Consider the following 15065-nt stretch of genomic DNA (forward strand, 5'->3'; position numbering starts at 1 on the left):
AAATAAAAAGAATATAAACGTTATCAAAAAAAGATAATATTTACACTTGATTTTAATAATTTGATTTGTCAAATTAAGCTAGACAATTGTCTTTCATTTATGTAACTCAAAAATACTTCTAATGGTGTTCGATAATTTAAAGATTTCCTTGGTATGTGATTTCTTTTAGAGGCGACAGCCGCAACAAAAGCTTGGTCAACTTGATTAAAATCCATTGTTTTAGGCAGCCCATCTTTACGTAATAACCCATTCGAATGCTCATTTAATCCGCGTTGTGAGGGGGTTCCAGGGTCTGCAAAATAGATAGAAATATCATTGACATTACTCATGTTTTTCCAATTTGAAAATTCTTTTCCACAATCAAAGGTCACGGATTTGAACAAATTTCTGGGAATCTTTTGTAGCCAATCAGTTGTCGCTTTTTCAATATCCAATGCTTTCCGACCATTTGGTTTTAATGTAATAATCACTTTTGAAAGGCGTTCAACTAGAGTGATGATGGCACTTTTATGATAAACGCCAACAATTGTGTCCCCTTCTAAATGCCCAAATTCCTGTTGGAAATCAGGGTAGTCAGTGGATCGTTCTGAAATATTGCGTTTAAATGCTTGCTTTCCGCGACGTTCTTTATGCCCGTTGGGCTTTCGTTTCCCTTTCATTGGTAGTTTTGAGCAATCAAATTGATTTGCTTTAAACTGACGATAAAGTGTTCTAACAGAGCATGAAATAGGAAACTCAGCTCGACCAATAATCACATCAGGTGTCCACCCTTGAGCCACCATAGTTTGAAGGTAATCATGCTGTTCTGTAGGCAAACTAATGGGTTGTCGACCACAACGCGTTTTATTTTCTTTATATTGTTGGTAATAGTCACAGATAGATTTTCCTTGTTTTAGGAAGTTGTAAACATTGTAGATTGTCTGTCTAGAACGATTTAAAGTCTTAGAAACCATCGTAACAGGTTGGCTCATATTGAAATAAGCTTCTATCATCACGAGTTCATTTGATGTAAGATGAGTATAGGTCATTTGTCTTCACTCCTTATAATTCTTTGGTCGGAACTATTTTGAGTGTAGCACAAATGACTTATTTAGTTGTCTAGCTTAATTTTACTATCGGCGTAATAAAAGTGCTCTATTTTTTTTATACTAATTATCAGAAAGAAAATAATTGAAAATACTCTGAAAAAATTTGTGATACGTGAAATAAAATCTAAATCATAATTGAAATTACGTTGAATGAAAAAGTAATTTTTAATATTGATTACTATAGAAGTGTAACTAGTAAGAAAATCGCAAATAAAAAGAGTAAATCATCTTTAAAAAAGGAGTAAAAATGTTTAATATAGCTGTAGTAAACGACGTTGAGATTAGTAAATTAGAATGCATATCAGAATTAAAAGAAGGGGGATGTTTGGTTCCTCAAATTGATTCAGGTGAATTAGACGAAAGAATATCTGAAATGAATGCTGTAATCATCATCGAATCAGGATTAGAAGATATTGGTCTGACATGCGAATTAATTGTCAAAGTAAGAAGTTTATCGAATTTTTTTATCTGGGTTTTATCTGAGGAGTCAACGAAAGTCAAGCGGGTCATTCATCTTCAATTTGGGGAAGATACCACTTTTGACAGTCACACAGATGCATATGAATTTTGTTTGTTTATTACAAAGACTCAGGAAAGAAGATCAGGCAGACAGGCAAATCAGGATAAAAATGAACGTACTAAGCAGTCAACAGAAGCAGAAAAGGCTTTTGAAATAGAATTGATTCCTACGAATTTTTCAGTGAAAATTGGAGAAAAAAACGAAATAGCACTAACTAAGTCAGAATTTAAAATATTGAAATTGTTGAGTGATAGAAAAGGTGAAGCAATTTCTTATGAAGAACTATATAAGAACATATGGGGAAAAGAAAAAGGAGATAAAAAATATCGAGTGGCTAGTTTGATCTTTCATTTGAGAAAGAAACTTGAGGACGATTCTTTCGAACCAAAATATATCCGAACAGTACGTTCAAAAGGCTATATGTTGTTTAATTGATCAAACAAAGTAAAAATGACTTTCAAGGTAGTTTATTTTTTACAGACAATACTTGATAGTCATTTTAGGTTGTTCTCACGTTTTGCTGTCTACTTAATCATTCTATTTTTTAAATAATAAAATAATATTTTTCAAAGGTGTATATAGTTAGCTATTTCAAACGAAATGTTATATTATTATGAGGTGAAATGAAAAGAATAACAGGAGGTGCTAGTCAAAAGTAAAAACAGTTTTCTTTTCGCTACATGAAGAAAGCTGAGAGTCATTAAGTACGGTTAAACTGCACAATAAAACTTAAAACGAGGTGGAGAATTTGAAAAAAGTGTTTAGAAAAAATGTAAATGTTTTGTCTGCTCTAGTACTTGTTGTTTCTAGTTTAGTTTTATCCTTATCCGTGTTAGTACCAAATAAGACTGTGGAAGCGGCAGAACCTTCGCAATACCGCAATGTAATGTACTATGGTGATTGGTCGATTTGGGGTGGGGAAGATAATTTCTATCCTAAAGATATTCCGGCTGATCAATTGACTCATTTAAACTATGCTTTTTTAGATTTTGACAGTAGCGGTAATTTGAAATTTACAGACAAAGATGCAGCAGTTGGCGCACCAGTTGGGCAAGAGGGTGTTCAATGGAATAGTGCCAGTGCAGGTGTTTTAAATGCCATTCAAGATATTCGGGCGAAAAACCCTAACTTAAAAATTGGCATTTCAATCGGCGGCTGGTCTAAATCAGGTGATTTTTCTGATGTGGCAGCGAACCCAGCGATTCGAGCGAATTTTGTCAGCAATATTGCTAAATTCATCAAATATACAAATATGGACTTTGTCGATTTAGATTGGGAATATCCTGCTTCTGTTCGTGAACCAGACAAGGTTGATAACACCAATGACGAAGGCACACCACATGCAAAACCTGAAGACAAACAAAACTTTATCACACTCTTACAAGATATTCGTACAGCAATTGACAAACAGGGAAAAGATTTAGGAAAGACCTATGAACTTTCAGTTGCTTTACCTGCTTCACAAAATACCTTGAAAAATGGTGTAGACGTTGCGCAATTGTTTAAAGTAATCGATTTTGCTAATGTGATGACCTATGATATGAACGGTGCTTGGACACCGAATAGTGCACATCATAGCGCGCTTTACGGCAATCCAGCAGATCCCAATTATGCTAGTGGATTTTCTGTCGATCAAACAGTGAAATACTTGCAAACAAATGGTGCACCATCAAGTAAAATCGTGATCGGAGCAGCCTTCTATACTCGTGGCTGGAACAAAGTAGCACAAGGGACAGACGCAGCTCATCCTGGTTTATTCCAAGCCGCAGAAAAAAATAATAAAGATGCAGATTTATCACCAACCTATGGTGCCAATAATAAAAATCCATTAAAATCAGGTGATGGCGGACGTGCTGGCGGCGTTTGGCCCTATCGTAATATTGCTGATCTTAAAGTGAAATCACCTGACTTAAAAGAATATTGGGATGATGTAGCTAAAGCGCCTTACATGTACAATCAAAAAACTGGCGAATTTTATACCTATGACAATCCTCGTTCAATCGGTTATAAAGCAGAATATGTGAAAAATAACCAATTAGGCGGCGTGATTTCATGGATGCAGTCACAAGATAAAGCGACAGATACAACGAAGCGTGACGAATTAACGAAAGTGATCAAGACAGGTTTGTTTGGTTCAACTGCTCTACAAGCAAATAAAACTGTTTATGCAGACTTAAATGTCAAAGCAACGATTGCACCATATAGTGAAAATGGCGCTGGTTATGAAATAACAGTCAAAAATAATGAAACTTCTGGAGAAACAGGAGACGTTTTAAAAGCAGTTGAAGCAGCCTTTGAAACGGTGAAACTACCAAAATTATATATCCCAGTCAACGCAGCTGAAACGTTGACAGCAGGGGATTATAAAGCTGGAACCGTAACAGTAGAAAATGGTAATGTAGTGGTCGATTTATCTTCTGTATACGATGCACAGCAAATTCCACAAGGTGCAAGTTATACCTTTAGATTGAAGTCTAGTGCAGCCGCAGTTGATGTGAATCGTATCAGCAGTATTGCGTTGACTCAGCGGATTGCTAAAAATGGTGCAGAACTTAGCAAACAAACGATTTATGGTGGAGGAGCAGTCAATCCAGATCCGACAGATACAACACCACCGACAACACCTGCAAATCTAGTTGCTGGAACAGTTACCGAAAATAGTGCTGCATTAAGCTGGTCAGCTTCTACTGACAACGTGAAGCTCGTTGGTTACAAAGTATACCGTGATGGTGTATTAGTAGGAACGGTTGCTGAAACAAGCTACACGGATGCAAATTTAATCGCGAATACAACTTATAATTACACAGTGAAAGCGTATGATGCTGCGGGAAATCTTTCAGCAGATAGCAATTCAGTCGCTGTGAAAACAAAAGAAAGCACAACTCCTCCTGTAAGCAATGCATGGGATGCAGCTAAGGCTTATAATGGCGGAGATGTTGTAACCTACCAAGGTAAAACATACAAAGCAAAATGGTGGACGCAAGGAAACGTACCAGGAACAGAACAATGGGGTCCTTGGGAGTTAGTTGGATAAAAATAAAAGAGAAGCTGGACCGACATTTAATGTTAGTCCAGCTTCTCTTTTATTTTGGCGGAGTGTCTAAATAGTCATGAATAACATCCGCATATTTTTCAACAATTTTTTGTCCTTTATCCATTAAAATATAAATGCCAGGATCGACCATATTGAGAATATAATCAGTAGTAAATTCTTTTTTTAGTAATTGAACGGCTTGTTCTTTGGTGTCACATTTAGTTAATCCGTTTTCTTTCAATACCTCATTCAATTGAAACAAAGTCCAAGAATTGATAACCGAAGCATCATTCAAAATATCTAAATAGTCAGCAAAAAGCAGTTCATTTGTTGTTTCTACTGGATCAATCCCTAACTCCATTTCAAAGAATTCCGGAAAAATTGCAGTAGTAGAATCTTTTCCATTGACCCAATCGAGTATAATCACTTCGCCAGGAAGTAAACCATCTTCATTACGGATCATGCTTTCTCTGGGAACAATTTTACTTGTACCTTTAGCAATCGATTCTAGCCATTCATCCACATTTCGATTTTCCGACATCGCTGGAAACTCCGGATAGGTTTCATAGATTGCGACAATTTTTGCTACTTCCTCATCTAAGTTGATGACGTTTTTTGGTTCTGTGTGTTTAAAAAAATCAAATAACCCCATATTTTTCTCCTTTTTTAATAGTTAACGCATAAATGATTTTACCTAAATTTTTTGATATAAACTGGCATACCGACGTGCAAAATAATCTAGAAAAAAGGTTAACGGATAATTACCGATACGCACATAATTTGTTGTAGTCACATTAACGGACAGATCGAATTGAGTGGTCAGCGTATTTTGTGTATGTTGCGTTAAAAGAATCGATTTAGCTGGACTATCACTGATTTTTCTCATTAGGTCACTACTGCGGTTAAGTAGTGAACCGTAAGATGAAATGACGATCACAATTGATTTTTCGCTAAGCTCTGTAACAAAAGCTTGCTGTGTTTCCTCTGTTTCACCTACAAAAATCAGCTTTTGACTTAGTAGAAAAGAAGTTTGTAGATCTTTTGCTAGTTCCAATGTTGAGCTGTAGCCGATCAGAACAACTTCTTCTGCTTGATGGATATCCGCCAAAATTTGATCGACTTGCTCAATATCGATTGTTTGCTGAACATCATTGATTGCTGTGATGATTTCGGTTCCATAAGAGGCAAGATAGCCCTTAGGATCACTTTTTAGATCACTTAATTCTTGTTCTTTCATTCGTAAACCGCTGTGTTTTTTCATTGTTCCTAAAGAAACCAAAGATTCCCGTAAAGAAGCAAAGCTTGATATCCCAAAGTGACGGCAGAATCGTGTTAACGTTGCTGGTGAGACAAAGCAACGTTCCGCAACCTCGGTAATGGTCAGTGTCCGAATTTCATTGAGATGAGAAAAGAGATAAATGATGATTCGTGAATAGGTTGCATCTCGTTTATTTGTATTTAAATAATGGAGAAAATCAAATAGATCAAGCATCAAAAAAACTCCTTTAAGATGATTCATTTTCACAAGTATGAAAATGGATCGAAATAATGAAAATCACGCAAGAAACATAAAAATAACTTCGTATCTTCTCGTGTTAAGATAAGCTTATTAAGTCAATTATACACTAAATCAATGACCGAGAGGATGGAAAAATATGAGTGGATTTCCACAAAATTTTTTATGGGGCGGCGCAACTGCGGCCAATCAATTTGAAGGCGCATTTTTAGAAGATGGTAAAGGGTGGTCAACGGCTGATACAGCACGTTTTATCAAAGAAAATGGTATTAGTATGGCAGAATTGTTGAAACCCACAACAAAAGCAGATGTCGAATTTGCGATGAATGATAAAGAAGGTGTTTATCCTAAACGTCATGGGATCGATTTTTATCATAGATATAAAGAAGATATCGCATTATTTGCCGAAATGGGTTTCAAAACGTTTCGTTTATCGATTTCTTGGCCGCGAATTTTTCCAAATGGGGATGAACTAGAGCCAAACGAAGCAGGTCTCGCATTCTACGATGCGGTTTTTGATGAATGTTTGAAATATGATATTGAGCCGTTAGTGACGATTTCTCATTATGAGTTTCCTTTAGGTTTAGCGTTTAAACAAAATGGCTGGGAAAGTCGTGAAACGATCGAAGCTTTTGAACGTTATGCCCGTGTCTTGTTCAATCGTTACAAAGACAAAGTGAAGTATTGGCTGACCTTTAACGAAATCAATATAATCGGTATGACAGGCTATTTAAGTGGTGGTATTTTAGCTGATGGAGAGAAAAACATGTTGCAAGCCCAATATCAAGCAGCTCATCATCAATTTATCGCAAGTGCTTTAGCAGTTAAAGCATGTCATGAAATTATTCCTGATGCAAAAATTGGTTGTATGTTAGCGAGAATGGAAGCTTATCCTGAAACCTGTAATCCGCTAGATGTGATGGAAAGTGTAAATAGTGACCATAATAACTTATTTTATTCAGATGTCCAAATTCGCGGCTACTATCCAAGCTATATGAATAAATTTTTCCGTGATCATAATATTACCATCAAAAAAGAAGCGGGTGACGATCAAATTTTACGTGAAGGAACGGTTGATTTTATGTCGTTTAGCTATTACATGAGCAGTATCGCTTCTCATAAAAAAGATGGGGATACGACAACCGGAAATCTTCTTAGCTCTAAGAAAAATCCATATTTAGAAGCAAGTGATTGGGGCTGGCAAATCGATCCAGTTGGACTTCGTGTAACTTTGCATAAGCTTTATGATCGCTATCAAGTTCCTTTGTTTATCGTAGAAAATGGCTTAGGGGCTAAAGATGTTGTGGAAGCAGACGGTAGTATTCATGATAGTTATCGTATTGATTATCTAAGAAGTCATATCGAGCAAATGGAACAAGCCATCGATGAAGGTGTAGATTTGATGGGGTATACACCGTGGGGCTGTATCGATTTAGTTAGCGCAAGTACAAGTGAAATGTCCAAACGTTATGGCTTTATCTATGTTGATTTAGATGATGAAGGGAAAGGTAGTTTAGATCGTTCTCGCAAAGATTCTTTCTACTGGTATAAAAAAGTAATTGAAACAAATGGAGCTGACTTAGACTAAACGATACAAAAGGAAGCAATCAAAAATATCTACTAACTAAAAAAATAGCAGATAAAAATAAAAAAATGGACTAAACGATAATCGTTTTGGTCCATTTTTTTCGTAGAGAAAGTGGAAGCTATAAGGATGACTTACCTATCTTGTTCTATTTCTTCTTTTAAAATCCAAGCAGATAAAAGAGAAAGTCCACCCATCAAACAATAACGTTTCTTTTTTGTCATCAAACCGTAGCAAATCGCTGTTGTTCCTAATATGAAGTTAGCAGCAGAAGCTTTGGCTATACGTTCTTCACTGGGTGTGGGTAAAGAAACATTTACATGTAATGAATCGTTGATTTTGTTCAAATTAGAATTAATTTCAGATAACATCATTATTCCTCCTCGTATGTGGTTATTCGATCACGTTATCAATGGTAGAGTCTAAAATAAACTCAAAAATACTCTCAAAATCATCCGTTACTCTATCACGAATAATAATGATACTTAATAAGGTATTGATAATTTCAAAAGCTTTTTTCGGACTTACCTTAAGTTTTAAATTGGCAATCTGTAATGCTTCTTCAAAAAACTTCCAGTTATCCGTTTTAAGTTCAGTAATGAGATTGGGTGGTAATTTCCCAACAAAGGCTAAAAAATCAGGGTTTGAGAAATCGTAAAGAAAAGGTGAATTTTTATATTCCCTGAACAAAAATTTCATCGCTTCAACAAAACCTTCTTTAGAAGGGGAGGCATTTAAAATAGTGCGCCAATTTGTTTTCAGACGGTTCTGTACTCTGTTTAAGGTATCGACAAATAAGTCTTCTTTTGTTCCATATAATAAATAAAATGCACCAGTAGAGATAGAGCATTTAGACGTCAATTCAGCAATATTTGTCTTCTTATACCCATTGATACCCCAACTTTTTTCACATTCCATGCATAGAGTATTTCTTAGTTCTGTTCTTTTTTCTTCCGAAAATCCCTTTGTACCTATCTTCATTACTAGCCTACTTTCTAACCGCTGAATATATTTATCTTAATATTCATAATTGTAGATTAAAAAAATATTTTGTCAAGTTTTTGTTATATTCATTCTTATGGGAATTGATTAAAATCAGAGGATGCATAAAAATAATGTTAAAAACACTTGACAATAAAAAATACAGGCATTATTATGAATATAAAGTTGTGAATATTCATAATAAAATATTCAAAAAAGAAATGAGTGAAATTGTTAGTGGATAATGTATTGGAAATCAAAAAGTTGACGAAATCATTTGGAACACAACTTGTTTTAGATGACGTATCCCTTTCATTGAAGAAAGGAATGATTTATGGGCTACTAGGTGCAAATGGTGCTGGAAAAACAACGATCATCAAATCAATTTTTGATCTTGTAAAACCCAATAGTGGGGAAATTTATCTCTTTGGTGAACAGATGCCTCAGTCTGTGGAGCAGTATAAAAAACTAGGTAGTATTATTGAAATGCCTGTCTTCTATGAGAACATGACGGTGGAAGAGAATTTGCTGCTTCATTGTGATTATATGGGGGAACAGTTTAAAAGTAACATAGACAACGTATTGCAGAACATTGGCTTGATCAATGAAAAAAAGAAAAAAATCGATCAATTGTCACTAGGAATGAAACAACGGCTAGGGCTAGGTCGTGCTCTTTTGAATGAACCAGAGCTATTGATTTTAGATGAACCGATAAATGGGTTGGATCCAGAAGGAATTATTGATTTTAGAAATTTGATTTTAACTATTAATCAAACCTACGGAACAACAGTCTTGATTTCCAGCCATATTTTGATTGAAGTATTCAAAATAGCTGATACGATCGGTATCGTTGCGAAAGGAAAATTAATCAAAGAAGTCAGTAAAATAGCAATAGAGGAGATGGATGTGGGGATTGAAGAATATTACCTATCCTTGGTCAAAGAAGGAGTGAGTATATGATGAAGTTGCTGAAAATTGAATTGAAAAAAATCAATGTGAAAAGTCAGATCATCTCACTGATTGTAATGAATATCATTGTTCTCTTACTTTCCGTTTTTACAGCGACATTATTGGCTGGTCCAGCAAGTGAAATCAATCCAATCGGTAATGTGGTTCAACTGACTACATCAGAGCTAGCTTTACTGATTACACGAGCCGTTTTGATTGTTTGGCAAGCAATTTTAATTGTCCAAATCATTATTGAAGAGTACAAATCAAAAACAATCACAGTATTATTTACGTATCCATTCAGTAAAAAGCAATTGATTTTAGCTAAATTCCTACTTGTTTTTCTATTAACTGTAGCATTTGCTTTGTTCTCAACACTCTTTCAGGAGGTAAGTACTTATTTGTTAAGTCAACGATTGTCATTTGTTACATTTGCTTCAGAAAATCTAGGGTCATTACTGATCGTACTTATTTCAAATTGTTGTCTTGGTTTTTTGCCATTATTTATCGGAATGAAGAACGTTTCGGTTATTGCAACAATCGTTTCGTCGCTAGTCATTGTGGTAATTGGGTCTAATTCTCAAGCATCCCCTACTGGATTACTAGGAATTCCTATTATTTCATTATTTTTAGGGGCGGTTAGTGTAGGATTGGTGATCGTGACCTATCGTTCAATGTTAGTTAAAGAAATGTAAAGTCTAGCTCGCAGGCTAAACTGTTCAATTGAAATTGGATGAACCTGCTATGCTTTTATATTAAGGAGAGAAAAATTCATGCGAAACAAACTTACAGAAAATTCATTTATCACAATTCCAGATAAATCAGTCTTAATTTATATATGGATTGGGACAATTATTCTAGGGATCGTACTATTTATTATTGGATTGATTTTAGCAAAAAGAAATAAGAACAAAAATATTTCTAAAGTCTTGATTTGGGGTGGAATTATCATTGTTCTGGCACAAGGTGTACAGCTGTTAACTAGCTTATTATAGAGAGAAAGGACTGATTTGAAATGGATCAATTGACTCGCTTTTTTGAAAATATCGGTCAAAATTTAGGAGTTAAAGTGAAGTTGCCAAAAGTAACAAACAAATATTCTGTTATTAGTCTGGTTATTGTGGTAATAAGCATTATTTGTTTGAAATTTTCATGGGTTTTCTTAATACCATGTGTGTTAGCTGGAGTAAATATTTTTTTAGTGAATACAAAATAATAATGGAAGAATAGCTGGTTTGGTAGGCTTGCTACTTGGAATAAAGATCAAAATGAAGTGAGGGAAAAAGTGTTGCTTTCCGTTTCCCTACTTTTCAGTCAGAGCTAAGTGAGCCGGTTACACTTTTAAATTTAGGAGGAAAATATGGAAATTAAAGGTCATGCGATTTGGAATAGAAATTTTGCTTATATCATTATGGGACAAACGTTGTCTGTTTTAGCAAATTCTGTGATGAAATTTGCTCTGTCTCTGTATATTTTAGATTTAACAAAATCGGCTGCGTTATTCGGTACTCTTTTAGCGATATCGATTATCCCCACAATTATTTTTTCACCAATTGGCGGTGTGTTAGCAGATAATTTTAATAAAAAAAATATGATGGTCATTATGGATGGTTTGTACGCGTGTATTGCAGTTTTGGTTTATTTTGCAGTGGTTTCAAAGGCGAATATAGCGATCGTTGCGATGTGTTTATTGTTAATGTCAGTTGTTTCGGCATTTGAGACTCCGATCGTTCAATCAAGTATGCCGTTGTTATTCAAGGAAGATAAGTTACTAAAAGCAAACTCGGTTGTCAATCTAATTCAGTTGTTTGCAAATTTTGTAGGGCCCATACTTGCTGGATTTTTATATAGTTTAGTAAAAATCGAATGGATATTTGTTATTTGTTTTCTCTTATTCTTTGGTGCGGCCTGTGTAGAATGTTTTATTAAAATTCCGATTTTAGTAGTCAAATTTGAAAATGGAGCAATTGCAACGGTAATCAAAGATTTAAAGGAAAGTTGGGTTTTTATTAGAAAAGAGGAACCTGCTATCGTAAAAATCATTTTTATTTTAGGTGCAATAAGCTTTTTTATTTCGGGCCTGCTTTTTGTTGGTATTCCTTATATCATCAGAATTGTATTAGAGTTGAATAGTCAGTATTTAGGGATCAACCAAGGCTTGATTTCTTTGGCTGGAATTGTAGGTGCACTTATGGTTGGTGTGCTTGCAAAAAAATTGAATATGAAAAATAGTTACTTAATCGTTGGCTTATCCAGTTTTTTGGTTCTAGTTATGGGAATTATTTTTATGCTCAATTTGCCTGCTACATTAACTTTTGTATTATTTACATTAACGATCATGCTTTTACAGGTATTGTTTACCTTATTTTCTATATTTGTTGTTTCGAATATTCAAGCCAATACACCTGTTCAATTAGTTGGAAAAGTAATGTCATACGTTACGACTTTAAGCTTATGCGCACAGCCACTTTCTCAAGCAGTCTATGGTTTTTTATTCGAGATATTTTCAAATTCGGTTTATATTTTATTTTTATTTACGGGATTGGTCATGCTTTTAGTGAGTTATCTTTCCAGGAATTCATTTAAAAATTTTAATCAATAAAAAAGCAGCTTGCTTCCAAAGGGGCTGTTTTTTTGTGCTGTTTTTTTAAAAGGGAATGGTTTTAATAAATTCAGTCAGAGTTAAATGTTTTTCAATATTTTCAGAAAGAATGGGTGAGCAAAGAGCCAGTTTATATTGATCACCAATGCTACTAGAGTGAAAGTGAGCATCATTTTTTAGTTGGGTGGAAAGAGAAATTTTTTTTTGTTTAGAAAAAAAGAATAAGTATCCAAGGGAATCGATAATCCACTGCCTATATATTTACTGAAAGCTTCTTTTAGTGTCCATAAAGAATAAAAGGCATCTAAGTGTTCTTGTTCAGTATCTTTGGAGCAGATGTATTTTTTTTCATGAATTGAAAAATAGGAGGCAATACTTTCAATATCAAGTGTTTCCATCTTCTCAATATCTACGCCTACAGGAGAGCTGCTTAGTGAGCAGCAAACATAATCGCCAGAATGACTCAGATTGAAAAATAACTCTGGATGAGAAACTAAGAATGGTTTTCCCTTTTCATTCGTTGAGAAAACTAACTCGGATGGCAATACTTGACAATGATTGAATAACATCGATCGCAAAAGAATTCCCGCTGCAAGACAACGCAATCGGTTATCAGCAAATCTTAAGGTTTTTATCTTATTTTGTTTTTCTAATTCAAGTAAGTGAAACCACTTTGACCAAACGTCAGAATTTAGTGAGTCATTTAATTTTAATATAACTGTATGTAACATATGCACCTCAGTAATAATAAATAGAAGTAAATTATCGTAAGTATATTTTACATATTGATCAAAGCCAAGTTTGTTTTTCTTATTATTAACATTTAATTATTTTTTAGAAAATAAATTTGACATTTAGTTGAATTTTAAATAAACTTTGAATTAATCAGACTGAATATTCACGTGATTTTATTCACTGTTAAGTGCAGAAATGAAGATATTATATTTGGACCGTTTAATATAACAAAATGGAGTGAGTAGTGAGTTGGATAATGGATTAATCAGTAAGTTAGAAGTAAGTGAGTATGAAAAAGTTATTCATATGTTTAATTCAAACAAAAATACAACGTACGATGAAGTGGATATAGTTACATGGTTTGAAAAAGAAGTTGAAAAACATCCACAAAGAATAGCAGTTGGTATCAGTGGTGAGATGCTGACGTATGAAGAACTAGATCGAAGAGCAAACTATGTTGCAAAAATACTGGTAGAAGAAGGGGTTGAAAAAGAAGATATAGTAGGAATTATTTTAAATCGTTCCATCGAATTAATTATAGCAATCTTAGGAATTTTAAAAACTGGAGCTGCATTTTTACCTATAGATTCTGAAAACCCTGAAGAACGAATCAACTATATAATTAAAGATAGCCACGCGAAACAAATAATTACGAATAGAAATACAAGAGAAAAATGGGAAAAATTATTAAATAAAAACATTATTTCACCAGATTTCACCAGTAAGAGTATCAAAAATTCAAATATTTCATATTCCCCGAACCAATTAGCTTATGTTATTTATATTTCTGGAACAACAGGCAATCCCAAAGGCGTTATGATCGAACATAAAGGATTAGTAAATTTTATCAAATGGAAACTTGGAACAGCAAAATTTGACGAAAAAAGTGTCATGCTTCAAAAAGCGACCTGTTCTTTTGATGCAGTAGTTGGTGAGATTTTTCTAGGATTATTAGGTGGTGCCAAACTACAATTGTTGACAGATCAAGAAAATAACAACTTTAGTATGTTGCTTGATGTTATCAAAACAAATCAAGTAACCCATATGGTCATGATCCCAACGGTGCTCTCTGTCTTTTTGGATTATGTTGTTGAAGTGGATAAAGCCTCCTATTTAGCATGTTTAAACACGCTCTATATTGCTGGTGAAAAATTAGAAGAATCTCTAGTTAAAAAGATTTGTAATTTGACTTCGTTGACAAAAGAACATATCTATAATTTATACGGTCCAACAGAAGCTTCGATTGGTGCGACTTATTTTCATCTTAGCGAATTAAAAGATCAGTCAACTGTTTCAATTGGTAAAGGGATTGATAATGTTGCTATCTATATAATGAACGAGAATCAGCTGTGTGGTGTTAATGATGCAGGCGAGCTTTGTATTGGCGGAGTCGGTGTTGCCAGAGGATACTTGAATCGTCCAGAGTTGACTGAAGAAAAATTTGTCGATAACTATTTTGGTTTACCAGATAAAATATACAGAACAGGTGACTTGGCAAAATGGCAGGAAAATGGAAATTTAGAATACTTGGGTCGAATCGATGAGCAAGTCAAAATCAATGGATTACGAATATAATTGAGTGAAATCAAAAATACCTTAGCTAGCTATTCCTCAATTGATGATGCCGCAATTATTGTGACTGAAAAAAATCAAATCATTGCTTATTTTGTTTCTAAAGAAAATTATCAAGAAAGACAATTACAAGAATTTTTAGAGGGAAAATTACCGGTATATATGGTTCCAAAAAGATTCATAAAAATTGCCGCTTTACCTGTAAATAGCAATGGAAAATTAGATAGAAGTAAATTACCTGTTATTGAAGACGTGGCAATTGTTACTTCAAAAGCAATCGAAATACCTAAAACTGAAAAAGAACGCGTGCTTATTTCTGTTTTTTCTACAGTGTTGAATAATTCAACTATTGGATGCAATCATAATTTTTTTGAAATTGGTGGCGATTCAATCAAAGCAATTAGAATTGTATCAAAGCTAAGAGAGATCGGCTATAGCTTAAGTGTTCCGACAATCATGGTAGAAAAAAATCTTAGCAATATTG

Annotated in this window: 15 protein-coding genes and 1 pseudogene; 10 read left to right on the plus strand and 6 right to left on the minus strand. The window is 34.2% G+C overall.

The features are described from left to right. Positions 1-68: 68 nt before the first annotated feature. On the minus strand, positions 69-1028 hold the full coding sequence (locus IGL98_RS02835) for an IS30 family transposase (protein ID WP_206912045.1): 960 nt from the start codon (positions 1026-1028) through the stop codon (positions 69-71). Positions 1029-1335: 307 nt separating this feature from the next. Here IGL98_RS02835 and IGL98_RS02840 point away from each other — a divergent pair, with 307 nt between their 5' ends. Both IGL98_RS02840 and IGL98_RS02845 read left to right on the plus strand, forming a co-directional pair. Next, the gene (locus tag IGL98_RS02840; protein ID WP_206913459.1) at positions 1336-2043 is read left to right on the plus strand and encodes a winged helix-turn-helix domain-containing protein; all 708 of its coding nucleotides are present in this window, start codon (positions 1336-1338) and stop codon (positions 2041-2043) included. A gap of 313 nt (positions 2044-2356) precedes the next feature. Further along, positions 2357-4642, plus strand: coding sequence for a glycosyl hydrolase family 18 protein (locus tag IGL98_RS02845; RefSeq protein ID WP_206913462.1), 2286 nt, complete (start codon positions 2357-2359; stop codon positions 4640-4642). 49 nt (positions 4643-4691) lie between these two features. Here IGL98_RS02845 and IGL98_RS02850 read toward each other — a convergent pair whose 3' ends face one another. Continuing rightward, entirely contained in the window at positions 4692-5294 is a 603-nt protein-coding gene (locus IGL98_RS02850) for a hypothetical protein (RefSeq protein WP_206911859.1), read from the minus strand. 42 nt (positions 5295-5336) lie between these two features. Next, positions 5337-6134 (minus strand): MurR/RpiR family transcriptional regulator, encoded by a 798-nt coding sequence (locus tag IGL98_RS02855; protein WP_206911858.1) that lies wholly within the window; start codon positions 6132-6134, stop codon positions 5337-5339. A 163-nt stretch (positions 6135-6297) separates the two neighbouring features. Between IGL98_RS02855 and IGL98_RS02860 the strand changes: the two genes are divergently transcribed. Further along, positions 6298-7746: a glycoside hydrolase family 1 protein gene (locus tag IGL98_RS02860; RefSeq protein ID WP_206844523.1), complete on the plus strand. Its 1449-nt coding sequence runs from the start codon at positions 6298-6300 to the stop codon at positions 7744-7746. Between the two features lie 131 nt (positions 7747-7877). Here the strand turns inward: IGL98_RS02860 and IGL98_RS02865 are convergent, their stop codons facing one another. Then, complete coding sequence (locus IGL98_RS02865) at positions 7878-8114, minus strand: hypothetical protein (protein ID WP_206844520.1); 237 nt, start codon at positions 8112-8114, stop codon at positions 7878-7880. A 22-nt stretch (positions 8115-8136) separates the two neighbouring features. Next, complete coding sequence (locus IGL98_RS02870) at positions 8137-8724, minus strand: TetR/AcrR family transcriptional regulator (protein WP_206844515.1); 588 nt, start codon at positions 8722-8724, stop codon at positions 8137-8139. 237 nt (positions 8725-8961) lie between these two features. Between IGL98_RS02870 and IGL98_RS02875 the strand changes: the two genes are divergently transcribed. The 5 genes from IGL98_RS02875 to IGL98_RS02895 all read left to right on the plus strand — a co-directional run bounded on the left by IGL98_RS02875 (position 8962) and on the right by IGL98_RS02895 (position 12274). Continuing rightward, the gene (locus IGL98_RS02875) at positions 8962-9684 is read left to right on the plus strand and encodes an ABC transporter ATP-binding protein (protein WP_339099618.1); all 723 of its coding nucleotides are present in this window, start codon (positions 8962-8964) and stop codon (positions 9682-9684) included. Next, positions 9681-10367, plus strand: a complete 687-nt coding sequence (locus IGL98_RS02880; protein WP_206911857.1) for an ABC transporter permease — start codon at positions 9681-9683, stop codon at positions 10365-10367. The genes IGL98_RS02875 and IGL98_RS02880 overlap by 4 nt, the downstream gene beginning before the upstream one ends. Before the next feature lie 78 nt (positions 10368-10445). After that, complete coding sequence (locus IGL98_RS02885) at positions 10446-10667, plus strand: hypothetical protein (protein WP_206844510.1); 222 nt, start codon at positions 10446-10448, stop codon at positions 10665-10667. Positions 10668-10687: 20 nt separating this feature from the next. Next, entirely contained in the window at positions 10688-10888 is a 201-nt protein-coding gene (locus IGL98_RS02890; RefSeq protein ID WP_206844508.1) for a hypothetical protein, read from the plus strand. A 144-nt stretch (positions 10889-11032) separates the two neighbouring features. Beyond that, positions 11033-12274, plus strand: a complete 1242-nt coding sequence (locus IGL98_RS02895) for an MFS transporter (RefSeq protein WP_206911856.1) — start codon at positions 11033-11035, stop codon at positions 12272-12274. Between the two features lie 176 nt (positions 12275-12450). Here IGL98_RS02895 and IGL98_RS02900 read toward each other — a convergent pair whose 3' ends face one another. Further along, on the minus strand, positions 12451-13005 hold the full coding sequence (locus IGL98_RS02900; RefSeq protein ID WP_206911855.1) for a 4'-phosphopantetheinyl transferase family protein: 555 nt from the start codon (positions 13003-13005) through the stop codon (positions 12451-12453). A 253-nt stretch (positions 13006-13258) separates the two neighbouring features. On the opposite strand from IGL98_RS02900, the gene IGL98_RS02905 reads away from it, so the two are divergent. Beyond that, positions 13259-14584, plus strand: coding sequence for an amino acid adenylation domain-containing protein (locus IGL98_RS02905; protein ID WP_206844502.1), 1326 nt, complete (start codon positions 13259-13261; stop codon positions 14582-14584). 159 nt (positions 14585-14743) lie between these two features. Beyond that, positions 14744-15061, plus strand: a pseudogene (locus tag IGL98_RS02910) (phosphopantetheine-binding protein); the annotation flags it as partial. Between the last annotated feature and the right edge of the window lie 4 nt (positions 15062-15065).

The sequence above is a fragment of the Enterococcus sp. DIV0840 genome (assembly GCF_050527835.1).
GTDB classification, from domain to species: Bacteria; Bacillota; Bacilli; order Lactobacillales; family Enterococcaceae; genus Enterococcus_L; species Enterococcus_L ureasiticus.